Below are 26,108 nucleotides of genomic sequence, written 5' to 3' on the forward strand. Positions count from 1 at the left end.
CACACGCCTATCGTCCAGCCCGCCCGGACGACCAGTCGTACCGCGTCGTCCCATACACGTTCGTCAGGCAGCGGCGCGTCGGCCAGCGACCCTAGACCGACGAGTCCGCCGTTAGACTCCGGCATGGATACTTGGCAGCTTGTGGGCTCCGGGGCGGTTGGCATACATGTTCGCGACCCGGACGACCTCGTCCTCGGCCTCACCGCGCTTGGACTCCCCCGGTCCCGCCCCGTCGTCGTCCTCGTCGGCGGGGCGGGTCGGCTGTCCCCCGCTGACCTCGACCGGCTGCGGCCGTTGATTGCCGACGGTCTGATCCCGATCCTTGAAGAGCAACAGGCGATCGCTATCGATGGCGGCACCAATGCCGGCATCATGCGTCTTGTCGGCGAGGAACGGGTACGCCGGTCCGCAACGTTCCCGCTCATCGGAGTCGTTGCCAATGGCACCATTCATTGGCCTGGAGAGCCGGCCTCGGACGACACCGCGGAGCTGGAGCGCCACCACACCCACTTCGTCGTCGTGCCCGGCGACGAATGGGGTGCCGAGGCGCCCTGGATCGCGCACACCGCAACGGCCCTTGCCGGCCCCGCGTCCTCGGTCACCGTTCTCGTCAACGGCGGCGAGATCGCATTCGCCGACGTCGCGAACAGCGTCGAGGCTGGCCGACCAGTCCTCGTCATCGCGGGCAGCGGCCGCACAGCCGACCAGTTCGCCGCCGCACTCCGCGGCGACCCCGCCGACCAGCGAGCCGAAGACCTGAGCACGTCGGGCCTGGTGTCCTCGGTGCCACCCGAACCGCAGCCGATGCGCGCAGCAATCGGATCGGCCCTCGAATGAGGTAGTCCATGGCACAACTTCCCCTTTGTTTCGTCCTGATGCCGTTCGGCCGCAAGCCGGACCCGACAGGCCGGCCGGACATCCCCTTCGACCAGATCTACGAGACCGGCATCAGGCCGGCAATTGTGGCAGCCGGCATGCACCCGATCCGTGCTGACGAGGAGAAGCTCGGCGGCATCATCCACAAGGCGATGTTCGAGCGGCTGCTGGTCTGCAAGTACGCGATCGCCGACCTGACCACGAGCAATCCCAACGTGCTCTACGAGCTCGGGGTCCGGCACACCGCGCGGCCAGGTACGACCCTCACGATCTACGCGCAGTCGACCCCGCTGCCCTTCGACGTGCGGATACTCCGCCGGCAGCGGTACACCCTCGGCGCCAAGAATCAGTTCACGGCTAGTGCAGCGGACTTGCTGTGCAAGAAGATCACCGAGCATCTCGAGGAGATGCGCGAGCAGAGCCGTCATGAGCAGGTGCAGGACAGCCCACTCTTCGACCTGGTGCCGACCTGGAGTCCGAAACTGCTCACCGAGGCAGCAGCCGACGCGTTCCGCGCCGATGTGCGAGCGAACGAGCAGCTGAAGGTCAAGCTCGGTCGACTTCGCGCACTCGGTCAGGAGATCAGCCAGCGCGACCACGTCCGGATCGAGCTGGCCGCGATCCGCGCGATAGCCCTCGCGGATGGTTCACCCGACGTCGGTGTGCTGACCGAGCTGATCCTTGCCCACCGATCGATCAGCGACTGGTCCGGCATGATCGACGTGTACAACGAGATGCCCGACGGCTTGCAGCAACAGGCACCGATCCGGCAGCAGACGGCGCTCGCCTACAACCGCCGTGCGGAGCTGGATGGTCCCACGGCGGCCGCGGACAGGCCCGAGGCGATCAGCATGCTGGAGCAACTGGAGAAGGATCAGGGACCCAGCTCGGAGACGTCCGGACTCCTCGGCCGCATCTACAAGGCACAGTGGCTCCGGGCGCGCGCAGCCCACGACCCGGATCGCGCTCGGGAACGTCTGAATCTCGCCGTGCGAGCCTACGACCGCGGCTTCGAGACCGACTGGCGGGACGTCTACCCCGGAGTGAACGCGGTGACCCTGCTGGAAGCTCAAGGCACCGAGCGCGCGCAACGCCGGAAGAACGAGCTGCTGCCTGTCGTCCGATTCGCCGCGAAACAACGGCTCCGAGCAATGGCGCCTGAATACTGGGACTTCGCCACGATGCTTGAGGTCCACGTCCTCGACAACGACATGGACAGCGCCGAGGAAATGCTGCAAGAGGCGGTTGCCGCTGGCGCTGAATGCTGGCAGCGGCAGTCCACCACAGACAATCTGCGGATCATCGAGAGTGTCCGCCGTGAGCGGGGCCAGGCGGTCAGCCGCTTGGCAGGCATCATCGATGAGATCAAACCGCCCGACAAATAGGTCGTCGCATCTAACTATTGGGGATGTAGGTTGGCAATCCCCTGCAACCGTAGAGACTTGCGTCGCGGATCTGACTCGGGGAGTCGGCGTCGAGATCACGGTGTCGGCGGGGAATTGCGTGCGGGCTTGGGCCGCGGAGGCGGTCTGATGGCGCCAGTTTGCAGGCGAGTGCGAGTCATCGGAGTGTACCGGCGTCGTCTGCACTTGACCTCGAGACCAAGTACGCCGCGGCGCTACGCAAGGTGTTGGGTGCCTACATCGAGATAGCCCGCCGACCCGAACCGGCGACGCACGAAGGTGACGCGCTCGACTATCGGATTGCTGATTCTCGCACCGTTCGCCGACCGCAACCGGGTGTGGGGGTCAGCATGCGAAGTATTGCGTGCGGCCGGGGATGGTCTTGCCGACACGGAGGTCGGAACTCTCTTCTTCCAGGAACCTCTCGACATTCCACTGGGTGCAGGTCTGGCCGTTGCGGCCGTCCGCGGCGTCTTGGGTGCTGACGAAGGACACGCTCGCCAGCAGCCGGCCGTCCTCGGTGGTTTCGAGTGCGAGCAACTGCACCTGCGAGTCGTACGTGGAGCGATATCCGGTGAGGAACTCGTCCCGACTCAGCTTCGCCCGTTCGCTCTGCGTGTGGATCGAACGAAACTTGGTGAAGTTCCGCTGGTTGATGGCGACGAAGTAATCGGTGAGGAGGGCAACGACCGCTCGAGCGGCGGGGTGGTCAGCCGCATCGGGTGCTACCACGACAGTCTCGTTGCCCGCGTACGGCGTCGTGGTTTGCGTCGGCTCCACCGAATCCGTCTGCGTGGGTTCATCGGAGTTCGTCGGTGTGGGTTCATCGGAGATTGTCGGTGACGGGGGCTCGGAGGGCGTAGGCAGGGTGGACTCGGTTACCGATGGGTCCTCGGCAGGTGTCGAGGAGGCTGCGACGGGGACGTTGCCCGAACTCTCGATCATTCGGTGGTGGACCACGGCAGCCGCGCCAACGATTCCGGCGATCATGATGACGGCGAATGCGATGCTGAGCGCGACGTATCGGCTGGCGCGGTCTGCGATCGGAACGCTGAGAGTGTCGTCGCGCAGAAGGATCTCCTCACCGTCCGCGAACCGTGCCCCACAATTGGCGCAGAACGTCTGCCCCGGCCCGCGGCGGGCGCCGCATTCGGTGCAGGCTGAAGATGTCGAATTGGACATGGTCACGTGCGTCGGTAGATCAGTGCGGTGCTGCGTTGGCGTGTCGATAGCAGCCGCCGAGCACCGTAGCCATGAAGAAGATCAACTCGAGCGGAGCGGCCGGCAAGCCGCGCGACCGACACCTTGGAAAACCGTCCCATATGAATCTGCCCCCACTGCCGACGGTACGGCGATCGATTCGGCTGGTCCAGATCAGGACTGAAACGGGGAGCGGGGAAGCGCCAACAAGCAAATGCTTAATTGCAGCAATCGATTGGGCGGCGTTTCGCCTCGGGAGATGCGAGCGGAGCGGATGGCTTGTATCACGGGCGGCACGGGCGGACTCTGATGAGTGTGATCATCCCCGAGATGACTCGTCACAACGACTGACTTCTATTGTGTGATCGCGGTGGTCCCCTTGACTCACGACATCTTCGTTTCGCACTCGTCGGTCGACGTCAGGATCGCACGCGAGATTTGTTCGTCTTTGGAAGATCTCGGCCTCGCGTGCTGGATCGCTCCCCGAGACATAGTGCCAGGGCAATCGTGGAGCGGCGCGATCGTCAAGGCAATCCAGCAGAGTCGGGCGCTCGTCGTCGTACTGTCAGAGCCGGCGAATGCGTCGGTCGAAGTCCTCCGTGAAGTCGAGTTGGCTGCGCGGGGACGGAAGATAGTCATCGGCGTCCGGATCGATGACATTCAACCGTCGCCCGACCTTGCCTACTTCGTTTCGTCTGTGCAGTGGGTCGATGCGTTCCCGGGACCGGTACAGCAGCGGCTCGCAGGGCTCGCCCGGGTCGCTGCCGGGCTTGTCGGGGCGCCGGTGCCCCCCGTGGAGGAGTCACCCAAGAGTCCGGAGTTTGTCGAGGTCGACCTGGACGACTTCAACCGGTCGTCACGGCGCCGCACCGGATTCGTCCGTGGAATGTTCAAGGACCGATGATGGTCAGAACGTCCGTTACAGCCATGATCGGGCGTGCGGTCGCCCTGGTCGGTGCGGTCGTCGTCGGGGTATCGCTGACTCGGCCCACGGTGGAAGGCGGCGGGAGTTTCTGGCTCGCCATCGACCGCGGGCGCTACTTCGTCGTCGGCGGGGCGACGATCGCGATCGTCCTGTTGATCGTCAGCCTGTTCGTCGCCACCGAACTGCTCCTGTTCTGGGCGGCACTGATCGCCAGCTTCCTCCTCGGGTTCTTCGTGATCACTTGGGTCCAGTTCGAAGGGTTGGGCACGGCCTGGACCATCGGCATCGCAGGTTCTGCGATCACTCTCCTCGGCACCGCAATTGCCATGAGCCCGATGCTGGCCAGGCGAATGGCAGAACCAGGAGGGATGGCCTTCTTGCCGGCCGAAGCCCCACTAGCAGATCCCGTCGAGCCGGCCAGGTCTTCTGCTTTCGAACCCGGGCGGCCCGCGGCCGGTTGGTACGAGGATCCCTCCGAGCAAACCCAACTCCGCTACTGGGACGGCGTGGAGTGGACTGACAAGACGCGCTAGCGCCATTCAGGAAGGAGCATCATGACCGAGCGTCGCAACCCGCGATTCCCTCCCCCGACAGGGCGTCCGATCGAGCCGCCGGTGGTACCCGGCGCCGATCACACTTCACCGCAGGTACCACCGGATGCCTGGTCGGCCGCACCGGGCGATGCATCGCCCGGTCCATCGGCGGATCGGATGACCACCGACGCGCCGCGCCAGTCGTCGTCGCCCGGATGGGCCCCGCTGGGGGACATGTCGGCAGCCACTCGGGAGAGTCTCTTCGCCCGAGCCCGGAGTGGCGACCGCGAAGCTATCGCGACGATGTTCAGGCAGTTCCTGCCGAAAGGTGAAGAAGTTCTCGAGTGCCATTATCTCGGTGTGCTGGGATTCTGGGGCATAGGGACACACAGTTTTGCTGCTGTCACGCGCCGGCGGGTCGCGACGCTACGCATCTCCGTTGCCGGGGGCGTTCAGTACCAGGACGGCCTGCTCCAGTTCATCAACGCGGCAGCTGTCTTCCAACCGTCGAAGGTTCTGCTCTACGTCACGACATGCCTTGTCTCACTTGTGTTCGCGATCATGGGGAGCTACTTCGGGTTTGCCGGCGTGATCCTCCTCTTCGGATTGAGCCTGCTATTGCTGCCGATCACAGTTCGCCTCCATTACCGTTTCCAGAAGAGCGGGATCGTCTTGTCGATTCGGGAGGGTTTCTCGCTGTATTCATTCATCGACCGCAAGCACATGCGACTCGCCAACCAGCTCTACAGGCTGGCCGGGGACCTCCGAGAAGACCGACTACGAAGTCTGGGACGCCCGTAGCAGGGGATCGAGAACGCCCAGCGGGCAATCGATCTCAGCTCGGTCGCAGATTAGGCAGCCAGGTCGTGAGTTGTCCTGGACGGCTCCACAGTTGACGGCTGCGAGTTCACGGCGCCCACACATTCGACGTGGGTGGCTGACTCCGGCGACACCGGCTCCAGTCCGCACGTCCAACGCCGTCGTCACGTCCCAGTGCGGCGGCCGCTGAAAGAGGGTGTCGTAAACATCTGGGTCGACTACGACGTTGTCCGCTCGCACCTCGCGGCATCCTCGACGGCCCACCGGTCGATGCCTAGAGAAATCTCACAGCGCATGACGTTGAGGCGCTTGGCCTGGCTCTCCGTGTTACCTGGAGACGCTGTGCTCAGCTGCGCGTCACGGTGACTGCAGGGCCCATTGCCAGCGCCGATCCGGACGTCGTACGTCGTCTTCGGTGCGCTGATGGTGGCGCTGCTGGTGATGGTGGTCTCGACGCCGGAGACAGTCGACCCCGAGCTCGCGGACCAGGCCCGGCCAGTGCGGTTCGCTCTCGGCTGCGAATGGCGTTCGCCTTGGCGGGCGCACTCGGGTCCTTCGCGCTGATCGGGCTGTTGTCGTCCCTCGGCGCGATCATCGTCCCGTGGGCAGCTCGGCTACAACTCGTACTTCGTCGCCGGGCTGGCGCCGTTCGTGACGTTCGCAGCGTCCGTAGTCGCCCGACTTGCGCTGGCCGGCTCACGCATCCGAAAGTGCTAGCGGTCGGCACGGTCTTGTTCCCGATCGGTCTCGCACTGACCGGTGTTTCCCTGTGCCAGCCGACGCTCTGTCCAGTGGCGGATACCGCGCCCCGGTCTGAGAGACCGGGGCGCGCGGCATGTTCGCAGTTGCCTCGCTATTGGACAGTGAACGTGCGTGTGGCAGTGGCGTGGTAGCTGCCCAGGCTGTTGGGCTGGATCTGGAGCGTGTGCCGCCCGCTCGACAGCCCGGTTGCGGTGAACGGCGACGTACAGGAACCGAGGAAGTCGCCGTCCAGGATGCATTGGGTGCCATCGCCGTTCACGGCGGAGGTGTCGAACGGTATCGACACGTCCGGACCGTTCACGGCCGGGACGTCCGCGATGACGACGTTGTGTCCTTGCCAGGTGAGGTCAACGATGCGTTCGGTCGTGGTGTTGTACACGGGTGCACTGAAGCTGAGCCCACCGCCTCCGAGAAAATCACCGGCGTCGAAAGACTCGATGATGTCGCGGTCCCCGGATCTGGTCAGGACGGCGAGCTGGCGGCCGACGGTGTCCCACTCGAGATCCTCGATGGTCTGTCCCTCGACGAAGCCGAGGTCGGCCACCGTGGCCGTTCCGCCGTCGGGCGGCAGGAACGCGACCAGTCCGCGCGTGCCCGCCGGCGCGTACGCCAGGACGTTCCCCGTCGGTGACAGCACAGCTCGCGTAGCACCCGCAGAACCCTCGAGAGTGGCGATCCGTGCCCCCTGCTCCGCTGCCTGGACCTGGGTCAGTGGCGCACCGGCGATGCTGCTGTCCTGCACGATCAGGGAATGGTTGTCGGAATGCCAGATCGGATGATCGAGGTTGCAGCCCACCCTGACCACGGACGAGTCGGACAAGGTCAGGATGTCGACACAGGTGGACGAGTCGCTGCCCGCCACGTTGAACGCGATCCGGGTGCCGTCCGGCGACCACGCCGGATGCGCGATGCCGGCTCCGGACCGGACAAGCCTGTCGGCGCCTTGCTGACGGACCCACAGGTTGTCGCCCAGGACGTACGCGATGTCGATGCCGTTCGGCGCGCCCGTCACCTCGGTGGCGTCCGTCGGCGCGTTCTCGACCGGCACGATCTGAGTGGCCTTCGGCACCGCGAGACTCCCAAGCACGACCGGCTCGTTCGGCCGCCGGACGAGGGCTGTTACCTGCTCCCTCGCCCTGGCCAGCGACACGCGGTCGCTCGGTTGCCCTTCGAAGAACTCGTTGACAGCGGACACCCGGTACGTCGCGAACGAGTCTCCGTTCCATGGCTCGGTCCAGTGCGTCTGGTCCGCCGGCACCGTGAACCTGGTCTCGATCCCGTTGACCGAACGCTCGACGACGAATCCCACAGGTGCGGCGTTGCCCCAAAATCCCGGGCTCCAGGACAGGTCCACCCCGCTGTACGTCGCATCCACCGCGACCTTGTCGGGCGCACTGGGGACGGTGTACACGCTGGCGCTCAGACGGATGCGGTGCTGCCTTCGCGCGGTGTTGTCGTCGATGGTCAGCGAAGTCAACGGGTCGTTGGGGTAATCCGGCGTGAACGTCACGACGACGGCGCACGAGGCCCCGGGCGCAAGCTGCTGGCAGGCGAAGTCCTCCTGGCGTGTCCAGGTGGGATCGGCAGGCAGCGGCCTGATGCCCACGACGAGGTCCTTGGTGCCAACGTTCGTCAGCGTCACCCGGACGGTCCTCGGCGCGGTGTTGAGCTCGATCCGGCCGAGATCCACGCGTGGCGTGTCGATCGCCAACGCGGCGTACTGCTGCGTGCTCTTGATCCGGATCTCGCCGTACAAGGAGTTGCCCTCGGGGCAGGTGCCGGAGTACGTCGCACTCATCGTCGCGACCTGGAGGTCCGCGCTGTAAGCGATCTCGGCGACGTCCAAAGTGCCGTTGAGACTGCATTCGTGGTCGTTCTGGCGCACGACGAAGGATTCGCCGCCGCTGCCGACCGCACGGCTTCCAGGCCCTGAGAGGAACGTCGGCAACGCGATCTGCAGATCCCCCGCGGACAGCGTCCGGACTCCGCCCGACGAGGACTGCGCGACCGAGCCGGCCACCCCGTCGGTGAAGGCGGGAGCCGTCAGGTACGACGCGACATCGGCGTCGACGGTCAGGACGTCATTGCTACCGACAGCGGGGTCCGTCGCCTGCCTGATGCCTGTCGCGGTCGCGCTCGGCTGGCTCTCGCCGTCGGCGTTCACCGCGATCACCCGGTACGTCGCAGTGGCGCCCGCCTTGACACGCGAGTCGACCCAACTCGTCGCACCGGCTGGCAACTGCTTCGAAGCATCAGCCCACGCGCCATTAGTACGAAGCGACTGGACCACATATCCCTCAGGCGCACCGCCATCGACAGGCGCAGCCCACGCGACACCGAGGCCACCGAGAACCGGAAAGGTCTGTACGGCGGTCGGCGCCGCCGGCGCGATATCCGCCCGCGCGGACCACTGTGGTGCAGCAGCCGCAGGGACAACCGCGCTGAAGGGCAAAGACAGGACAAGGGCAGAGGTCAGCAGCAGACGGGCGCGACGCATCAACACTCCATAATCGGGCGGATCCGGCGCACCCCGAGCGACACCGGCGAAGGTCAAACAGATATGTATCGTTCAAACCCGCCGAGGACAACCCTCTTGCAGCTTGTTGCAATTCCCGTCAGTCACCGGCCCCGGGCCACGCCCGTCATAGGTGTATGACCACGTGTCGAGCGGCCCCGCTGGCGACGCGCCCGCCTTGACCGTGGCGACCAGGTTCCGGACATCCCACGTGTAGCCGGTGTAGCGACCCATCGCCGGCGTGCCGGCGCTGGTGTCCGGGTTGCGCTGGGCGTTGTCCTTCACCTCGGTCTACTGATCATTCAGGTCGTAGGCGTAGCTGAACGACCGGGACTCGGCCGGGCTGGTCGAGACCAGCTTGATCGCATCCGCGCTGACGACCCCGGTCGCCGAGGGGTTCAGCGTGATCGTCTTCGCGACGTCGTTCGGGAACGAGTAGTTGCCCAGGTTGATCCACGGAATGGCCGCAGTGCAGGTCTTCTGGTCTCGTGAAGCCACAGTCGTCGCTCGGCCTACCCAGCGGATTCGAGCGGCTACCCAGGGTTCCGGTCTGAGCCAGATTAGTCACTGGCTCGTAACGTTTTTGCCGAAACCGGGCCAGGATCCGTAACCTCGCTCCGACGCCTACGACCGGTCCCTGGGGGGAACCTTGTTTCGCAAGCTCCTTGCTTCGCTTGCCGCGCTGACGCTTGCCAGTGCGGCAGTTCTGTTCATCGTCCGTGCCGCCAACGCCGACGCCGCAAACATCAGCATCACCGCAACGCAGGCGACCACCGGCACGACGACGCTGACGTACCGGGCAACTGTCCTCAAGGCGGGCACGATCCGCGAGATCACGATGGCGATCCCCGCCGGAACCACCGGACGCGTCACCTCGGCGAACGGCACCGTGAGCTCGGTAACGAGCACCGTTCTCCGCTGGCGCCCGACGCGGAACATCACCGTTGCGGTCGGCGCCAGGCTGGCGATTCCGCTGTACGGCCTCAAGCTGCCGGCCGGCGGACCATGGACCTTGGGATTCAAGTCGATCGGTACGGCGGGGCAGGTCATCACCTCCGGCGCCGGCGTACTCCAACCCATCAAGACCTACACCGCACAGGTCGCCGTTGTCGCGTCCAACCCGATCCCGGCTCAGACGACGAACCTCACGTATCAGGCCACCGTAATCAAGGCCGGCACGCTCGATGCCGTCCGCATGCAACTGCCGACCGGAGCCACCGGCACGTACACCACCATCAACGGCACGTTGACCGTCGCCGACGGCTACGCGACCTGGAAGCCCAAGTCACCGATCAACGTCGCCGCCGGCGCACGACTCGGAATCCCGGTGAACGGAGTCCAGCTCTCCCGGTACGGCGGAACGATGACGCTGTCCGTGTCCGCGACCACAGCCACCGGCACCGTCCTGACCAGCGGCAGCGCCAGCGTGCCGTTCATCGCCCCGCCCGCCGAGATGCCCGTCGTCGAGGCAGCCGGATTCGCCTCACCACCCGCCGGGTGCCCCACCAACTGGCCGTCGACCACCACCGAGAACGCCAAGCCCGGCACCGGCGACTGGGTCATCCCGACCAGCATGAACGGATCGATGGCGGCCTACCTGACCCAGGTGTCCGCCGCGTGTGGTGACACCGTGGACCTGAAGGTCACCTCCGGGAACCTGGTGAGCGTCGTCGCCTACCGGATGGGGTACTACGCGGGCCTCGGCGCGCGCGAAGTCTGGCGGAAGGACGACGTACCGACCGTTGTCCAGGACAAGGCGGTCACCGGCGGTATCTCCGGCGACGGCAAGGAACTGCGGATGACGTCGGCCGAGCACTGGACCAAGACGCTCAGCATCCCTGTCGACAAGGACTGGGCGCCTGGCACCTACCTGATCAAGGTCAGTGACGGATCGGTCGCAACCTACGCGCCGCTGACGGTTCGCGACGACACTGCCACGAAGCACGACCTGCTGATCCAGCAGGCCACCGCGACTTGGCAGGCCTACAACAACTACGGCGGATCGGGCTTCTACACCGGCGGAGTCGACGGCGGATCCGGCCGGCTGACGTTCGACAGGCCGTACAGCGAGGGACAGGGCTCCGGGCAGTACCTCAGCCTCGAGCAGGGGCTGGTGTTCTGGGCCGAGTCGAAGGGCCTCGACGTCACGTACTGGACCAACAACGACCTCGACCAGTACGGCGGCCAGCTCCCGGCTCGCGCCAAGACGCTCTTCTTGCCCGGGCACGACGAGTACTACTCGTTGCGGATGCGGGCCGCACTCAGCCAGGCGATCGCCCGCGGCGTCAACGTGGCCAACCTCGGCGCCAACACTGCCTACCGCCTCATCACGTTCACCGACGACACCCGACGGGCATGGGACATCGACCGGTACACCGACGGCTACAACTCGACGACGTGGCGCTACCAGGGTGACGCGTACGCGTCCCAGCCGCTGCTCGGCGCGGACTACATCTGCCCGGTTCTGGGCAACACGCTGACTACCGGCACCGGCTGGATCTTCAATGGCGTCCCAAGCGGTACGCAGCTCCCCGGCTTCATCGCGGGCGAGGTCGACTACGTGTGGCCCGATCTCTACAAGAATCCCGGCCAGACGACGGTAGCCAGCGGCACCGGTACCTGCCGCTCGAACGGCCGCGCCGCCCCGATGCACATCACCACCTACACGGCCCCCTCGGGCGCACGGGTCCTCAACGGATCCACCTTTGCCTACGGTTGCTTCCTCGTCGGTCGCTGCCCGTCCAACTGGACAGTCCCGTCCCCGGACGCCGCCTCACAGAAGGCCGTCGCAACCATCGTCGGCAACATCGCTCAGTGGGTCTCCCAAGGCACCATAACCGTCCCTGCCGACACCACCGCCGCCAAGCTGCGCGTCGCCGTGCCTAAGCACCCGCTGCAAACCAACACCCAGCCGTGAGGCGGCCTGAAGCGCGCCCCAATGACGGCTAGGTAAGCAGAGCAACTGTCAGTCCTCCGATTCGATTCAGTACCCGCAAGCCATGGCGTCCGGCCAGACACCGTTCTGGCCGGACGCCAAGGCGCCGCCGACGAGGCGGACGATGCGTCGGGGTTGGGGAAGCCGGGTCAGGTGCGGTCCGGTGTCGTGGCAGGTACTGGTTCTGGGCCGATCGGTCCGGACGGCGCAGGCCGGTCAGGGCGGCCTTCCACGTGGACGCGGGGCGTCCAGCGGTCCAGCCAGCGCGGCAGCCACCAGGCTCGCGCCCCGAGCAGCCGCATCACCGCCGGGACCACCAGGCACCGGATCACCACGGCGTCGAGCAGCACTGCGACAGCCATCGCGAACCCGGTCTGCTGGAGCATCCGGTCCGGGAACAGCGCGAAGGACCCGAAGACCACGAACATGATCGCCGCAGCGGCGGTGATCACTCCGCCGGTGTGCGCGAGACCCTCCCGGATCGCGAGCTGCGCGTCGCCGGTCCGCAGCCACTCCTCCCGCATTCGGGACAGCAGGAACACCTCGTAGTCCATCGACAGGCCGAAGACGATGGCGAAGATGAACACCGGCATGAACGCCTCGATCGGGCCCGGAACGCCCCACAGGACACCGTCCTGGTACACCAGCTTCATCGCGCCGAGCGCGGCGCCGATCGACAGTACGTTCAGCATCGCGGCCTTGACCGCGATCAGGACCGAACGGAACACGCTCATGAGCAACAGTCCGGACAGTCCGACCACCACGAGCACGAAGAGCGGGAACCGGTCCGAGATCGCGTTGGAGTAGTCGACCTGGGCCGCCGTGATCCCACCCACGAGGGAAGAGTCGCCGAGGTCGTCGCGCAGGCCGATGACCAGGTCCGCGGTGGCCTCGTCCTGCGGTCCGGTCGTCGGCTGAGCCCGGATCAAGAAGGCGTTGTCGTCCAGCCGCATCGGCGGGCTGACCCGGTCGGCCACGATGCCCGGGTGGCTCACGAGGTGGCGGTAGGAGGCGTCCGCCTGCGCACGGGAACCCTCTGTGACGATGACCAACGGACCGTTGGCGCCCGCACCCAGCTTGTTGCTGATCAAGTCGTAAGCAGCCCGCGACGTCGTGCCTTCGGCGTCGTTCCCCGCGTCGTTGAACCCCAGATGCATGTCCAGCGCCGGCGCGGCCAGCGCACCGAGCGCGATCACCGAGACGACCAAGGCCGGCCACGGCCTGCGCTGCACGAACCGGGCCCACCGTCGCCAGCGCTCACCGGGAGATCGCGGACTCTTCGCCGCCTGCTTCTGTACTCGCTTCTCGATCTTCTTGCCGAACAGGGAGAGCAGAGCCGGAAGCAGGGTCAGCGAGGCGACCATCGTGACGAGTACCGTGAGCGCGACCGCGGCGACCATGCCTTCGAAGGCTGGGATCCCGAGTGTGAACATCCCCAGCAGAGCAAGGATGACACTGGCGCCGGCGAACAGCACCGAGCGCCCGGCGGTGTCGAGCGCACGACTCGTTGCCTGTACCCGCCCGGCACCGTGGAGCAGTTCGCTGCGATAGCGGCTGAAGACCAGCAGGGCGTAGTCGATGCCGACGCCGAGCCCCACCAGCACGAGCAGGGAGGTGGTGTAGTCCGGGATGTCGATCGCGTGCGACAGCAAGGCGACCAGCCCCATCGTGGTACCCACGGCGAAGAGCGCGGTGATCAGCGGCAGACTCGCCGCCAGCAGGGAACCGAACATGAAGATCAGGACCACCAGCGCGGCAAGCAGTCCGGCGCCTTCAGCTCCTCCACCTCCGCCGCGCTCGACCTTCCGGATGCCCTTGCCGGCCACTTCGACCTGCAGATCGCCGGATGTATGCGCCCGGGCCGTTGCGATGAGTTGCTCGTACGTCGCTGCCGGCGCGGCGCCCTGCTCTCCGGCCAGCGAAACCTCGACGAGCGCGAGGGTGCCGTCTGCGGAGACCGTCCCCTGCCGGGGATCCGGTGGGGTGACCGCCTCGACCTGATCGACCGCCTTCAGGTCACGCGTCAGGGCCTCGAGATCCCCACTGGTGGCCCAGCCTCGCTCGTCGTGCATCACCACGGTCACGCTGTCGCCGGTCTGCTCGGGGGATCGCTGCTCGAGCAGGTCGGCCAGTTGCTGTGACTGCGTGCCCGACAGAGAGACGTCACTGCCGTTCCCATAGCCGTCGCCGACGGCCCGGGCCGTGATTGTGACGGCGACCAGAAGCATGACCCAGGCGACCAGGGCGGTCCAGCGGCGCCGCTGGGCGAAGCCGGCCAGGCGCTCCATCCTGCTGCTGTCGGGCCTGCTGTCGGGCCTGCGGGTCTCGGGCGGGGACAGGTCGGGCACGGGAACCTCCATCGGTGGTTTGACTCCACCGATGGTGGCCGCCCGGACACCCGCAGGTCGTCGGGCAGCCGTTGTCTCCAGGTACGTGATTCGACCCGTGTTCCCGAAGCCGGCTACGCCTCTCGCAGTACCTCGCACGCGCTCCTGATCGTAGGCGCCGAGCTCGCACCGCGGCCTATGATCTCGGCATGTCAGTCAGCGCCCGGTCGTTCCGCCTGCCGTCGTGGGCAGGCGACATACTGCTGGCGCTGTTCGTCACCGTGATGCAGGTCCAAGGCACCATCGTGCGGAACGCGGCCGACCCCACGGCAGTGCTGCGTCCGCTCACGGATCTCGGTCACCTGGGCTACGTGCTACTGGTCGCCGGCGGCGCGGTCATCGCCGTCCGGCAGCGCTGGCCGGTGCTGGTCTTCGTCGCCGCCGGCCTGTGCAGCCTGACCTACTACGCGCTGGACTTTCCCGACGGCCCGGCTTGGCTTGGGCTGTTCGTGGCTCTGTACACGCTCACGGCCCTCGGCGACGGCCGGCGATCGCTCCTGATCGCGGGTGCCGGGATCGCCGTACTGAGTGCCGTCTGGCTGGTGGCGGCGGCGGACATCGAGCCGCGGGCCGCGATCGGGTGGGTGTACTTCCGGATCGGCGCCGCGGTGATGAGCGCCGCTCTGGGCGAATCGGTGCGGTCACGACGCGTCATCGCGGCCGAGGCGGTCGCGCGGGCCGAACTGGCCGAACGGACCCGCGAGGAGGAGGCGCGCGCCCGGGTCGACGCGGAACGGCTGCGGATCGCTCGCGAGGTGCACGACACCGTCGCGCACGCGATCGCCGTCATCAACGTGCAGGCGGGCGTCACGGCGTACGTCCTGGACAAGCGCCCGGAGCGGGCGCGCGAGACGCTGGAGGCGATCGAGCGGACGAGTTCCCAGGCGCTGCAGGAGATGCGGACCATCCTCGGCGTACTCCGCGACGACCAGGACGGCCGAGCGCCGCACCCGGGCATCGGCCAGCTCGACGATCTCATCTCACAGGCCCGGAACGCGGGGCTCGACGTCAAGATCGAGGCAGCCCCGCCCACGCGGCCCGTGCCGAGCGCGGTCGACAGTGCGGTCTACCGGATCGTGCAGGAGTCACTCACCAACGTCATCCGCCACGTTGGCCCGACTCAGGTCGTCATCTCCGTGAGGTCGGACGGTGACGCGATCGACGTGCGTGTCACCGACGACGGACGCGCGGACGGCACGGCACCCGCGCCACCAGATGGCACCGACGGACGCGGCCGTGGCCATCTCGGGATGCGGGAGCGGTGCCAGCTGCTCGGTGGTTCGTTCGACGCCCGGCCGACCGCTGCGGCAGGCTTCGAGGTAGCCGCGAGACTCCCGCTCTCGCCGACCCCGCCCGTGCACGCATGAACGCCTCGCCGGCCGTCGAGCCGATCCGGGTCCTGCTCGTCGACGACGAGGGTCTCGTCCGATCCGGATTCAGGCTGCTGCTGGACGCCGAAGACGACATCACCGTGGTGGGCGAAGCCATCAACGGAGCCGACGCGGTCGAGCAGACCCGCGTCCAACGCCCGGACGTCGTGCTCATGGACATCCGGATGCCGACGATGGACGGCATCGAGGCGACCCGGGCGATCGCGTCCACCCCAGGGCTGCAGGACGTGCGGGTCCTCATCCTGACCACCTACGACACCGACTCCTACGTCTTCGAGGGCCTCCAAGCCGGCGCCAGCGGTTTCCTGCTCAAAGACGCCGGACCTGCCGAACTGCTCCACGGCATCCGCGTCGTGGCCGCCGGCGCAGCGCTGCTCGCACCCCGGGTCACGCGGCGGCTCATCGCACAGTTCGCCACACGCCGGGCCGCCAACGGGACAGCTGAGGAGCGCCTGGCAGTGCTGACCGGCCGGGAACGGGAGATCCTCGCACTCGTCGGACAAGGGCTGAACAACGACGAGATCGGCGCGAAGCTGTTCCTCAGCCCCGCGACCGCCCGCACCCACGTCAGCCACGCCATGGGCAAACTCGGAGCCCGGGACCGGGCACAGCTCGTGGTGATCGCCTTCCAAACCGGTCTCGTCACGCCCTAGGTACGGCGCGTTCGGGCTGGGCTGGGCTGTGCGTCGAGCGTCGCCGGATCGGAGGTCTGGGCACGACGGCCGGCACGCGGGCAGCGTAGTCGTCGTACGCCGCTCCGAACGTGGTGCGGAGGTCGCGCTCCTCGAACCTGATCCCGACGGCGATGTATCCGGTCGCGGCGAGGGCGAAGACAAGATGGGATGCGCCCATCCGTGGTGTCGCCCAGAAGGCCAGGACCAAGCCCGTCATCAACGGATGCCGGACGACGGCGTAGAGACCGCCGACGTACAGGTCGGCCGTCTGACCCGGATCTCGAGCGGCCGCCCATCCGGCTTGTCGCAGCCCGACGAGTTCGAGGTGGTCGACCGCGAACGTCGAGCAGACCGCCAGCGCCCAGCCCACGGCGAAGAGCGACCAGGCGACGACCGATATCGAACCCTCGGCCTGCCAGATCCGCCCGCCCCAGGGCTGCCAGAGCACCAGCAGGAGAGCGAGACAGATGTCTGTCGCGAGCACGTAGGTGGTGCGTTCGAGCGCCGCCGGGATCCACCGTCTCAGCCAGGACTTCACCTGCCGACGCGCCATCACCGAGTGCTGGACGGCGAAGAACAACACCAGCGCGAGGTCGACAGCGATCGCCTGAACGGTGGTCGTGCGGTGCGGGCCGTCGACGGTCCTGGGAACGACGACTCCGGCGAGGAAGGCCATCGTCCACACAGTGATGACGACGAACCCCAACCAGGCAGCGGCCGAGACGAGGAGTTGGATACGGCGTCGGGACATGTCTCCATGCTCCGGGCCGGGTAGTCCCCTGCGCAGCCGTGGAACTACCTCACTTGTGCGCGTCTCGCGCGACGTACCAGGCTGCGATCTGGGAGCGGGATCTGAATCCGAGCCGCAGCCGGATGCGCTCGAGGTGCGACTCGGCGGATCGTTCGGTGATGCCCAAGCGGTCGGCCAACTGCCGGTTCGTGAGGCCGTCCGCCACGAGGGCCGCGACTTCCGTCTGGCGGGCGGTCAGGCCGGTGGGAACCGTCCTTCGCAGCCGGGGCAGTCCGAGGAACCGTCGTACGTGTCCGACCATCGACTCCACATCTCCGATGGCAGGAAGGTGCGAGCGACCCGCGAGCGCCACGAACCGGGCGCCTGGGATCGCGTCGGCGAGAGCCCTGCTCTGTTCGAGGGGAGCGGCGCGGTCTCCGCGTCGGTGCAGCACCAGCGTCGGCGCCCGCACCCGCGCGAGGCTCGGACGCACGTCCAGGGCGTACGCGAGACGCAACAACGCGACCGCTGTCTCGGGCGAGGAGGCGGCACGCTGGTAGCGGGCGAGCGCGAGCCGCGTTCCGGCATCAGCCTCGGGCGCGAAGAGATCGGTGAGCAGGTCCGATCCCAGACCCCAGTGCGATGCGAGCAGTCCGAGCACGTGCCGCCTGCTGTCCTCGTCGCCGATGGCATCACCGGTCGCCCAGCCGCCGTACAGCACCAGACGCGACACCCGCGCCGGCTGATCGGCGGCCCACTGCGCAGCCACCGCCGCCCCGAGCGACCACCCCAGGACGTCACAGCGGGTGATGCCGAGCGCTTCGGTGACCGCATCAATCGTGGCAAGCTCCAGCGCCATCGTGCGAGGGCCGACGTGCGCCGCCGATAGGCCGCAACCAGGGCGGTCGTAGCGCACCAAGGTGCGGCCTGACGACAGCGACTCGTGGAACATGCGCTCAGCTGGGATGGCCCATCCGAGCTCGAGATGACTGAGCCATCCCGGCACCACCAGCAGGTACGGTCCGCTGCCTGTCAGGGCATAGGCCACCCGCGCGCCGTCGGCCAGAGGCGCCGTCCCAAGGCGCTGATCCTGCGCACCCACGACACCAGTGAACAGCATCTGGACCATCCAGGGCTCTGGCGGTCACTTGCGTCCGAATCGACCGGTGGCGGATCGTGCGGTGGTACGGCGATCGCGGTCGGAGGCGGCCGCTCCGCTGGAGTCACGGCGGTCGTCCTGCCCGATGCCGCGCGACGGGCGGACCTCGCTGTGCCAGGCGTCGCGCAAGTGAAGCGTCGCGCCGCTGTGGAGTATCGCGTTGGTGTACACGCGTCCGGCGATCACGACGAGTCCGGCGATGGCAGCGAGCGTGAGGGTCACGGCGAGCAGCGGCTCCCACCAGGCGACCGAGCCGAGCGCGATCCGGCCGGGCATGGCGAACGGCGCGGTCGCCGGGAACTGCGAGAGCGTCCGTGCCCACACCCCGTCGGGGTTCGCGCTGACCGTGAGGAATGCGCCCCAGTAGCACGCGATCAGCACGTAGCCGACAGGCCCGGCGACGCTCTGCGCGTCCTCCGTCCGAGATGCGAGTGAGCCGAGCGCGCCGTACGCCATGGCGTAGAGGGCATAGCCGAGCACGAACCAGACGACCGCCCAGGCGAGTACGCCGGCACGGACCGCCGGTAGGTCGACGGAGTCGATCACCAGAGCGGCGAGCAGCGCCGCCACTGCGGTCACGACGAACTGGGCGAACCCCAGTAGTCCGATGCCGGCGATCTTCCCGGCCAACAGCACCCGGGCGGGAATGCGCGCGAGCAGCACCTCGACAACTCGGCTGGACTTCTCCTCCACCACGCCGGTGAGGACGAGGTTCCCGTAGATGACGATTGCCATCAGCAACAGGGTCGTGATCACGATGGCGGCCAATTCGTCGTCCGGGCTGCGTCCGGCGGCCGAGCCGAGCTCGACGTTCTCGACCGGAACGGGCGCCATCAGGGCACGCAGGTCATCGGGCCCGATGCCGGCGGCCGCGGCCCGTTCCTGAACAGCGATCAGCCGAATGGCTCCAGTGACGACAACCTGCAGTTCCTCGTCCACCCTGCCGGGCCACTCCACCCGGCGTGCGTCGACCACGAGCACGTCGAGATCGTGCGCGCGGACGGCTGCCTCCGCGGTGGACACATCGCCGTACCTGTGCAGGCGAACGGTCGCGCCGCCGGCGCCGCCCTGGGCGATGATGGCCGATGACAACGCGCTGGGGACGGCACTCGTCACGCCGACGTCCTTGGGTCCGCCACCGATGTCCAACTTCGCCGGCACCACGATCAAGGCGATGACGACGAACAGCATCACTATCAGGCCCGCCCGGAAGCTCCGTGACCTGCTGCGCTCGCGCATCTCCCGGCGAGCGACCAGCCATGCCTGCAGCAGGCCGGTCATGCCGCCACCGCCCGCCTGAACAGCTCCGACAACGTCGGGGGCTGATAGGCGAAGGACACGACACCACTGGAGGCGGCGGCGCCGACGACCGCCGACAGGTCGGTGTCGCGCTCGACCCGGAGCCGCGCATAGCCGTCTTTGGTCTCGACGACCTGGACCGCCGACAGCCTCGACCAGTCCGGAGGGCGCCCGCGGTAGCGGACGTCCACAAAGCGTTGTGGGACTGCTGCCCGCAGGTCGGTCAGATCGCCGGCGAGCACGACGCGCCCCTTGTCGATGATGACCACGTCCTCACACAGCTCCTCGACGAGGTCGAGCTGGTGGCTGGAGAACAGCACCGTCGCGTCCGCTGCGGCAAGTTCGGCCAGGAGATCCGCCATGGCGCCCATGGCGATGGGATCCAGCCCGGCGAACGGCTCGTCGAGCACGAGCAGTTCAGGCTCGTTGACCAGCGCGGCGATCAGCTGTACCCGCTGCTGGTTGCCGTGCGACAGCGTGTCCAGGCGGTCCGCGGCCCGGTCCGCGAGCCCGAGCCGCCCGAGCCAGTGCTCCGCGATCCTCCCGGCGTCCCTGGTCGTCCGGCCGCACAATTCGCCGAGGTACAGCAACTGGTCCCGGATCCGCATCCGCGGGTACAGCCCACGCTCCTCGGGCATGTAGCCGAACCGTGCCCGTTCCGCACCGGTGATCGGCGCACCCCGCCACGACACGCTGCCGGCGTCCAGCCGGACGAGCTCGAACACCGCGCGCATCGCTGTGGTCTTGCCTGCCCCGTTGGGCCCGAGAAATCCGGTGATCCGGCCCGGTCGGGCCTCGAACGTGCATCCGTCCAGCGCAGCGACGGAGCCGAACCGTTTCACCGCCGAATCGAAAGCAAGCACGATCCACCTCCACCTCCAGCGTCCCCGCCATGCCCCTCACGGTCAGGGCACAAAGGCACCTCCGGAGCGGGGCACATGACCGTCATTGAACGGCTGGAGGTGAACCGGATCCAGGGCGGTGCCGGCAACGCAGCTCAGCGGCGGCCGGACTCCATGTAGTGCTTCAGCCCCTCCCAGTTCCGGCGCTCCCAGTTCGGGCCGACCAGGCTCAGGACCGGCGACAGCACCCGCATCGGCCCGATCAAACGCATGTCCCAGTCCCACCGCAGGCGCGTCCGGCCCTCGACCTGCTCGAAGGTCAGCGTGCCGTCGACCTGCATGTACGACGAGCGCACGATGTTGTGGAGCCGGCGTGGCCTGTCGTACTCCAGGATCTCGACCGTCATCCGGCCGCGGTTGCCCATCCCCTTGGGCTCGGCGACGAAGCGTGTACCTGTGCCGACCGGTCCGTCACTCACCTTGTCAGCACGAACGATCCGCGGGTTGTAGCGCGGCTCGTTGCTCTCGTCGGCCACCAGGTCGAAGACCTCCTCGACCGGCGCGTCGATCGTGACCTCTCCACCCATGCGCGCCATGGCGGTCCTCCCCTCCGGTCCTCCCCTCCGGTCCTCCAGCCGAGGCCCCGTACGACCCCGGCTGACCGCCGGTTCGCCGCCGCGGCCTTCTCGCCCGCGATTCACTCGATACGGGCGATCGGGCTCCCCTGCTTCACGGTCGCCTCCTCCGCGACCAACAGGTGCACCACACCGCCGACGGGTGCCGCCACCTCTGCCGAGACCTTCTCGACCTGGACCTCCGCAACCAGTTGGTCAGCGGTGACGGTGGCGCCGTCACTCACGAACCAGGTAGCCAGGACTCCCTCCGCGTCCGGTGTTTCCTTCGACAGTGCGGGGAAAACGACGTCGGTCATCCGGCCACCGCAGTGCGTACAGCCTTCTCGATCCTGTCCTGGCGTGGCAGGACGGCGTACTCGAGTGCGTGGGCGTACGGGATGGGTACGTCGGGCACCGCGACCCGCTGCACCGGGACCCGCAGCATCCTGGGGTCGTGGTCGGCGACTGTCGCGACCAGCTCACCGGACAGACCGAACGAGCAGTAGTCCTCATCGACGACGACGAGTCGGCCGGTCTTGCCCACCGACGTCAGGATCGCCTCGCGGTCCAGCGGCACCACGCTGCGGAGGTCGACCACCTCCACGTCGATGCCTTCACCGGCAACGCTCTCAGCGACGTCGAGGGCGTGGTGCACCGACAGGGACAGGGTCACCACCGTGACGTCGCTGCCCTCGCGGGCGACCCTCGCCTTGCCGATGGGCACGGTGTAGTCGCCCTCGGGTACGTCGTCGGTGGAGCGGGCGTTCTTCGCCATCCAGGGCAGCCCCATGACACCCTTGTGGAACATGTAGATCACGGGGTTGTCGTCACGGATGGCCGACGTCATCAGACCCTTCGCGTCGGCGGGGGTGCTGGGGACCACGACCTTCATGCCCGGCAGGTGTGCGAACGTGCCCCAGAGGCACTGTGAGTGCTGCGCACCGTCGGAATAGCCTCCGCCCACGGCAGTGGTCAGCACCATCGGGACATTCACGTTGCCGCCGGATTCGTAGTGGATCTTGGCCATGTGGTTGTAGATCTGGTCCAGGCACACGCCCATGAAGTCGGCGAACATCAGCTCCACGATCGGACGCATACCCTCGACCGCCGCGCCGATGCCGAGGCCGATGAACGCGGTCTCCGATATCGGGGTGTCGATGACCCGCTGGGGCCCGAACCGCTCGAGCAGCCCGGTGGTCGAACTGAAGATCCCGCCGTACGCGCCGACGTCCTCGCCCAGGTAGAACACCGAAGGGTCGCGCTCCATCTCCTGAGCGATGGCCTCGACCATCGCCTTGGACGTGGTCAGCCGGTGGCTTGCCCGGGGCGCCGGTGCAGCCGGGGTGTCGATGATCGTCATCGTCGTCTCCTAGGCGAACACGTAGGAAGTGGCCGACGCAGGGTCGGGCACGGGGCTGTTCTTGGCGTAGGTGATCGCGTCCTCGACCCGCTCCTTCGCCGCGTCCTTGATCCGGGCCACGGCCGCGTCGGCGAGGTGGCCGCCCGCACGGAGTGTCTGCTCGTAGCGCGGGATCGGGTCGTGCGCCGACACGTCGGCGAGCTCTGGACGGTATCCCTGGGCGTCGCCCTCGAAGTGGCCCCACAGCCGCAGGGTGTGTACCTCGATCAGCGAAGGCCCTTCCCCCGCCCTGGCTCGGGCGACCGCGCGCCGGGCGGCGTCGTAAACGCCCTCGACGTCGTTGTCCTCCACCCGATCGCCCGGGATGCCGTACGCCGCTGCACGGTCGGCGTTCGAGCCGACCGCCGTGGACGCCGACCGCGGCACCGAGATGGCCCAGTCGTTGTCCTCGACCACGAACACCACGGGCAGCGCCCAGCGGGCCGCCAGGTTCAGCGACTCGTGGAACCCGCCCTGGTTGGCGGCACCCTCACCGGTCACCGCGACAGCGACCTGGCCACCGCCGCGGCGCTGGAACGCGAACGCCTGCCCCAGCGCGGGCGGATAGCCTTCGGCGATGATCCCAGAGCACGAGAAATGCGTAGCGGGATCGAACAGATGCATATGGCCACCGCGTCCGCGGCCCAGACCGGTCTCCCGGCCGAAGATCTCCGCGGTCATCCTCCGCAGGTCCATACCGTGCGCGATCGCCAGGTGGTGCGGGCGGTGCGTCGCGGTGACCGCGTCCTGCTCGGTCAGGTGGGCGCACACGCCGGCGGCTACCGGCTCCTGCCCCGCGGACAGATGCATTTCCCCGGGGACGAGCCCCTTGCCGATGTCGAAGCCGGGTCCTTTGTCGGCGTGGTACTCCCGGAGGATCGCCTCCTCGTAGGTGCGGCAGAGAACCATGGTCTCGTAGAGCCTCACCCGCACGTCGGGGTCTACGAAGCCTCCGCCCGGCTCTGGGCTCGACGTCGAGGGTGCAGCGTGTGTCGTCATCGCGACCTCCAGTGCATGAGTCTCGCGCCGGACACGTGCCGGCGTGCAGATCGCTGGGCTCCCTGACGGCCAGCGCGGACATCACACGAGAGGCCGACTGGCCACTTTCGAGACTATGCACGTCACCACCGCTACGTCCAGGAAGTGGGCAGCGGCGAGCGGCAGCGCGGGAAGGCGTCATGCGCCTGAGTCTTTGGGCTCGCGATCACGAACAGCATCACCGGGACCGGACGACGCGGCCGCGGTGCGGCCCTCGGGCATCATCAGCAGGGAGGCGATGAGGAAGCAGACGGCGCCGAGGAAGGTGCCGCCGTTGGCGAGTTGGACGTTGGAGAACTCGCCGGCGGAGGTGACATGGGCGCCGATCGCGGACAGGCCGAAGAAGACCGAGCCCCACAGGTTGAGGGCGGTGATGTGCCAGTCGCGTTGGCCGGGCCGCCACGACCACCAGCGGTGCCCAGCCTCCGCGAACGCGATCGCCGAGGACACCAGGAAGCACACCGAGCCGATCGCGTCCGGCCGCCAGACGATCCGGTTCTCCAGATCGGACGGTACGTCGAACAGCCCGGCGAACGTGGTCACGTTGAAGTAGAGCGTGCCGACCAACTGGATCGCACACGCCCAGAACCCCGGGCTGCGCGGCGCCCACGCGAACCAGCGATGGCCGGCCTGCCGTACCACCTGCAGGTAGGACAGGTAGGCGCCGGACGTGAAGAACAGCGAGCCGACGAAGTACGTGAGCGCGTCGCCGTGTCCCCCCACGGCCTGCGCGTACTCCGGGATCGGCCCCACGACGAAACACGCCGACCCGATGGCGAACAACAGTCCCGCCCACCACGTCGTACCGAATCCACGGGCACCGGCTGCCTTCCGGCGTGCTCGTGCCTCCCACTGCACCACGCGGCCGTCGGCACGCCGGTACTGCACGCGGGTGACGAACGGGCGCGGGCCTTCGACCACCAGATCGGTCGCGTCCGGCGGCACGTCGACCGGCAGCCTGGTCACGGTCGCGACCTCGTCACGATCTGCCTGGTCAGTGTCCGGAGCCGACCACCATCTTCTTGCGCTCCGACTCGTGCGCCCCGCCCTTCTTCTCGAGCGTCCGGCACGCCTCCTCGATGTCCCGCGCCAGGGTGTCGACCTGCTCGCGGCTCAGCGTCTGCTTGACCAGAGCCCGCATGATCGTCACGTCCTGCGCGTCCGGCGGCATCGTGTACGCCGGGACCATCCAGCCGCGCTCGGCGGACAACTGCCAGGCGACGTCGAACTCGTCGTACGCATGCCCCTCGGTCAGCTTGAACGCGACCAGCGGAAGCCGCTCGTGCTCACGCCCGATCACGCGGAAGTCGCCCATCTTCTCGAGTTTGTCGGCGAGCACCTCTGCGTTCCGCTGCATGTTCTCCATGATGTAGGTGTAGCCGGGGCGGCCGTAGCGGACGAAGTTGTAGTACTGCGCGACCACCATCGCCGACCCGGTCGAGAAATTCAGCGTGAACGTCGAGTCGGTCTTGCCGAGGTAGTTCTCCTTGAACACCAGGTCGGGGTTGAGGTCGTCCTTGGTCCGGAAGATCAGCCAGCCGATGCCCGGGTACACCAGGCCGAACTTGTGGCCGGACGTGTTGATCGACCGCACCTGCTCGAGCCGGAAGTCCCACTCGGAGTGCGGATACAGGAAGGGCCAGACGAACGCACCGCTGGCGCCGTCCACGTGCAGTGGTACGTCGAGGTGCCGCTCCTTCTTGATCCGGACGAGCAGGTCGTTGATGCCGCCGATGTCGTCCTTGTGGCCGGTGAACGTCGTACCGAGGACGGCCGCGACGCCGATCGTGTTCTCGTCGATGTGCGGCTCGACGTCCTCGGGGCCGATCGTGTACTTGCCGCGCTGGAGCGGGACGATCCGCGGTTCGACGTCGAAGTACCGGCAGAACTTCTCCCAGACCACGTGGACGTCGCCGCCGAACACGAGATTCGGGTTGTCGGTCGGCAGTCCCGCGTCGCGGCGGCGCTGGCGCCAGTTCCACTTCAGCGACAGTGCACCGAGCATGATCGCCTCGGACGAGCCCTGCGTCCGCGCGCCCGTCGTCTCGCCGGGGGCGTGGAAGAGATCGGCCAGCATCCGGATGCAGCGCTGCTCGAGCTCGGCCGTCCGCGGGTACTCAGCGTGATCGATGAAGTTCCGGTGCAGGTTGAGTGCGATCAGCTTCTGCGCCTCCGGCTCCATCCAGGTCGTCACGAACGTGGCGAGGTTCCGCGCCGGCAGCCCCTCGAGCGCCAGGTCCTCGGCCACCAGCCGCATCGCGTCGACAGCAGTCAGGCCCGACGAAGGAAACTCACGCGTCGGCACCTCCCGGACCACAAAACCGCTGCCGAACAACTCGGCGCTCTTCTCGTACGACCGCTCCGTCTCACCCACGACGACTCCTTTGCCGCGCCCCACCTGCTGACGCGCCATCATCAGCACCTCAGCTCCGACCGAACATCACCCCGTCAGGGTGACTACACGCCTAGGCCCTGCCGGTGACGGAAACCCGCTTCGCGGAGGGCGAGCTGCCGCGCCTCAATGACGACGAACGCGGCATGCCCGCCCACTCCGGTTCAACGCCAGCGGGTTGCCGGGGTCTACGAGGACTCTGAACACTTCAAGGA

24 protein-coding genes are annotated in these 26,108 nt (G+C 67.5%); 9 read left to right on the forward strand and 15 right to left on the reverse strand.

Features of this window, described 5'->3' with window-relative positions:
• Positions 1-123 precede the first annotated feature (123 nt).
• A complete protein-coding gene (locus tag ACWEOO_RS02590; protein WP_452141448.1) occupies positions 124-837 on the forward strand; it encodes a hypothetical protein in 714 nt (237 codons plus the stop codon).
• Positions 838-845: 8 nt separating this feature from the next.
• Positions 846-2,261, forward strand: a complete 1,416-nt coding sequence (locus tag ACWEOO_RS02595; protein ID WP_452141449.1) for a TRAFs-binding domain-containing protein — start codon at positions 846-848, stop codon at positions 2,259-2,261.
• Between the two features lie 363 nt (positions 2,262-2,624).
• Here the strand turns inward: ACWEOO_RS02595 and ACWEOO_RS02600 are convergent, their stop codons facing one another.
• The gene (locus tag ACWEOO_RS02600) at positions 2,625-3,461 is read right to left on the reverse strand and encodes a zinc ribbon domain-containing protein (protein ID WP_452141450.1); all 837 of its coding nucleotides are present in this window, start codon (positions 3,459-3,461) and stop codon (positions 2,625-2,627) included.
• 397 nt (positions 3,462-3,858) lie between these two features.
• On the opposite strand from ACWEOO_RS02600, the gene ACWEOO_RS02605 reads away from it, so the two are divergent.
• The 4 genes from ACWEOO_RS02605 to ACWEOO_RS02620 all read left to right on the forward strand — a co-directional run bounded on the left by ACWEOO_RS02605 (position 3,859) and on the right by ACWEOO_RS02620 (position 6,320).
• Positions 3,859-4,383 carry a toll/interleukin-1 receptor domain-containing protein gene (locus tag ACWEOO_RS02605; protein WP_452141451.1) on the forward strand — a complete coding sequence of 175 codons (525 nt, stop codon included), beginning with the start codon at positions 3,859-3,861 and terminating at the stop codon, positions 4,381-4,383.
• Entirely contained in the window at positions 4,383-4,937 is a 555-nt protein-coding gene (locus ACWEOO_RS02610; protein WP_452141452.1) for a DUF2510 domain-containing protein, read from the forward strand. The genes ACWEOO_RS02605 and ACWEOO_RS02610 overlap by 1 nt, the downstream gene beginning before the upstream one ends.
• A 21-nt stretch (positions 4,938-4,958) precedes the next feature.
• Positions 4,959-5,738: a hypothetical protein gene (locus ACWEOO_RS02615; RefSeq protein ID WP_452141453.1), complete on the forward strand. Its 780-nt coding sequence runs from the start codon at positions 4,959-4,961 to the stop codon at positions 5,736-5,738.
• 396 nt (positions 5,739-6,134) lie between these two features.
• Positions 6,135-6,320 (forward strand): hypothetical protein, encoded by a 186-nt coding sequence (locus ACWEOO_RS02620; RefSeq protein ID WP_452141454.1) that lies wholly within the window; start codon positions 6,135-6,137, stop codon positions 6,318-6,320.
• Positions 6,321-6,609: 289 nt separating this feature from the next.
• Here the strand turns inward: ACWEOO_RS02620 and ACWEOO_RS02625 are convergent, their stop codons facing one another.
• The 3 genes from ACWEOO_RS02625 to ACWEOO_RS02635 form a co-directional block, all read right to left on the reverse strand.
• Complete coding sequence (locus tag ACWEOO_RS02625) at positions 6,610-9,015, reverse strand: hypothetical protein (RefSeq protein ID WP_452141455.1); 2,406 nt, start codon at positions 9,013-9,015, stop codon at positions 6,610-6,612.
• Positions 9,016-9,087: 72 nt separating this feature from the next.
• The gene (locus ACWEOO_RS02630; RefSeq protein WP_452141456.1) at positions 9,088-9,318 is read right to left on the reverse strand and encodes a hypothetical protein; all 231 of its coding nucleotides are present in this window, start codon (positions 9,316-9,318) and stop codon (positions 9,088-9,090) included.
• A 6-nt stretch (positions 9,319-9,324) separates the two neighbouring features.
• Positions 9,325-9,531 (reverse strand): hypothetical protein, encoded by a 207-nt coding sequence (locus ACWEOO_RS02635; RefSeq protein WP_452141457.1) that lies wholly within the window; start codon positions 9,529-9,531, stop codon positions 9,325-9,327.
• A 151-nt stretch (positions 9,532-9,682) separates the two neighbouring features.
• Between ACWEOO_RS02635 and ACWEOO_RS02640 the strand changes: the two genes are divergently transcribed.
• On the forward strand, positions 9,683-11,950 hold the full coding sequence (locus ACWEOO_RS02640) for a N,N-dimethylformamidase beta subunit family domain-containing protein (protein ID WP_452141458.1): 2,268 nt from the start codon (positions 9,683-9,685) through the stop codon (positions 11,948-11,950).
• Between the two features lie 167 nt (positions 11,951-12,117).
• Here the strand turns inward: ACWEOO_RS02640 and ACWEOO_RS02645 are convergent, their stop codons facing one another.
• Entirely contained in the window at positions 12,118-14,316 is a 2,199-nt protein-coding gene (locus ACWEOO_RS02645; protein WP_452141459.1) for an MMPL family transporter, read from the reverse strand.
• A gap of 188 nt (positions 14,317-14,504) precedes the next feature.
• On the opposite strand from ACWEOO_RS02645, the gene ACWEOO_RS02650 reads away from it, so the two are divergent.
• Positions 14,505-15,722 (forward strand): sensor histidine kinase, encoded by a 1,218-nt coding sequence (locus ACWEOO_RS02650; protein WP_452141460.1) that lies wholly within the window; start codon positions 14,505-14,507, stop codon positions 15,720-15,722.
• Entirely contained in the window at positions 15,719-16,399 is a 681-nt protein-coding gene (locus ACWEOO_RS02655) for a response regulator transcription factor (RefSeq protein ID WP_363711892.1), read from the forward strand. The genes ACWEOO_RS02650 and ACWEOO_RS02655 overlap by 4 nt, the downstream gene beginning before the upstream one ends.
• Here the strand turns inward: ACWEOO_RS02655 and ACWEOO_RS02660 are convergent.
• From ACWEOO_RS02660 to ACWEOO_RS02705, 10 genes are all read right to left on the reverse strand, one after another.
• A complete protein-coding gene (locus tag ACWEOO_RS02660) occupies positions 16,389-17,171 on the reverse strand; it encodes a methyltransferase family protein (RefSeq protein ID WP_452141461.1) in 783 nt (260 codons plus the stop codon). The two genes, ACWEOO_RS02655 and ACWEOO_RS02660, sit on opposite strands and share 11 nt — an antisense overlap.
• 49 nt (positions 17,172-17,220) lie before the next feature.
• Entirely contained in the window at positions 17,221-18,252 is a 1,032-nt protein-coding gene (locus ACWEOO_RS02665; protein ID WP_452141462.1) for an alpha/beta fold hydrolase, read from the reverse strand.
• A 42-nt stretch (positions 18,253-18,294) separates the two neighbouring features.
• The gene (locus ACWEOO_RS02670; protein ID WP_452141463.1) at positions 18,295-19,590 is read right to left on the reverse strand and encodes an ABC transporter permease; all 1,296 of its coding nucleotides are present in this window, start codon (positions 19,588-19,590) and stop codon (positions 18,295-18,297) included.
• On the reverse strand, positions 19,587-20,450 hold the full coding sequence (locus tag ACWEOO_RS02675; RefSeq protein ID WP_452141464.1) for an ABC transporter ATP-binding protein: 864 nt from the start codon (positions 20,448-20,450) through the stop codon (positions 19,587-19,589). The genes ACWEOO_RS02670 and ACWEOO_RS02675 overlap by 4 nt, the downstream gene beginning before the upstream one ends.
• Before the next feature lie 155 nt (positions 20,451-20,605).
• Entirely contained in the window at positions 20,606-21,046 is a 441-nt protein-coding gene (locus tag ACWEOO_RS02680) for an SRPBCC family protein (protein WP_452141465.1), read from the reverse strand.
• A 101-nt stretch (positions 21,047-21,147) separates the two neighbouring features.
• On the reverse strand, positions 21,148-21,381 hold the full coding sequence (locus ACWEOO_RS02685) for a lipoyl domain-containing protein (protein ID WP_359939017.1): 234 nt from the start codon (positions 21,379-21,381) through the stop codon (positions 21,148-21,150).
• A complete protein-coding gene (locus ACWEOO_RS02690) occupies positions 21,378-22,424 on the reverse strand; it encodes an alpha-ketoacid dehydrogenase subunit beta (RefSeq protein WP_452141466.1) in 1,047 nt (348 codons plus the stop codon). The genes ACWEOO_RS02685 and ACWEOO_RS02690 overlap by 4 nt, the downstream gene beginning before the upstream one ends.
• Before the next feature lie 9 nt (positions 22,425-22,433).
• The gene (locus tag ACWEOO_RS02695) at positions 22,434-23,462 is read right to left on the reverse strand and encodes a thiamine pyrophosphate-dependent dehydrogenase E1 component subunit alpha (protein WP_452141467.1); all 1,029 of its coding nucleotides are present in this window, start codon (positions 23,460-23,462) and stop codon (positions 22,434-22,436) included.
• Positions 23,463-23,639: 177 nt separating this feature from the next.
• Positions 23,640-24,467, reverse strand: coding sequence for a hypothetical protein (locus ACWEOO_RS02700; protein ID WP_452141468.1), 828 nt, complete (start codon positions 24,465-24,467; stop codon positions 23,640-23,642).
• 28 nt (positions 24,468-24,495) lie between these two features.
• Positions 24,496-25,875, reverse strand: coding sequence for a glutamate decarboxylase (locus ACWEOO_RS02705; RefSeq protein WP_452141469.1), 1,380 nt, complete (start codon positions 25,873-25,875; stop codon positions 24,496-24,498).
• Positions 25,876-26,108 lie beyond the last annotated feature (233 nt).

This window comes from Kribbella sp. NPDC004138, from assembly GCF_053603655.1.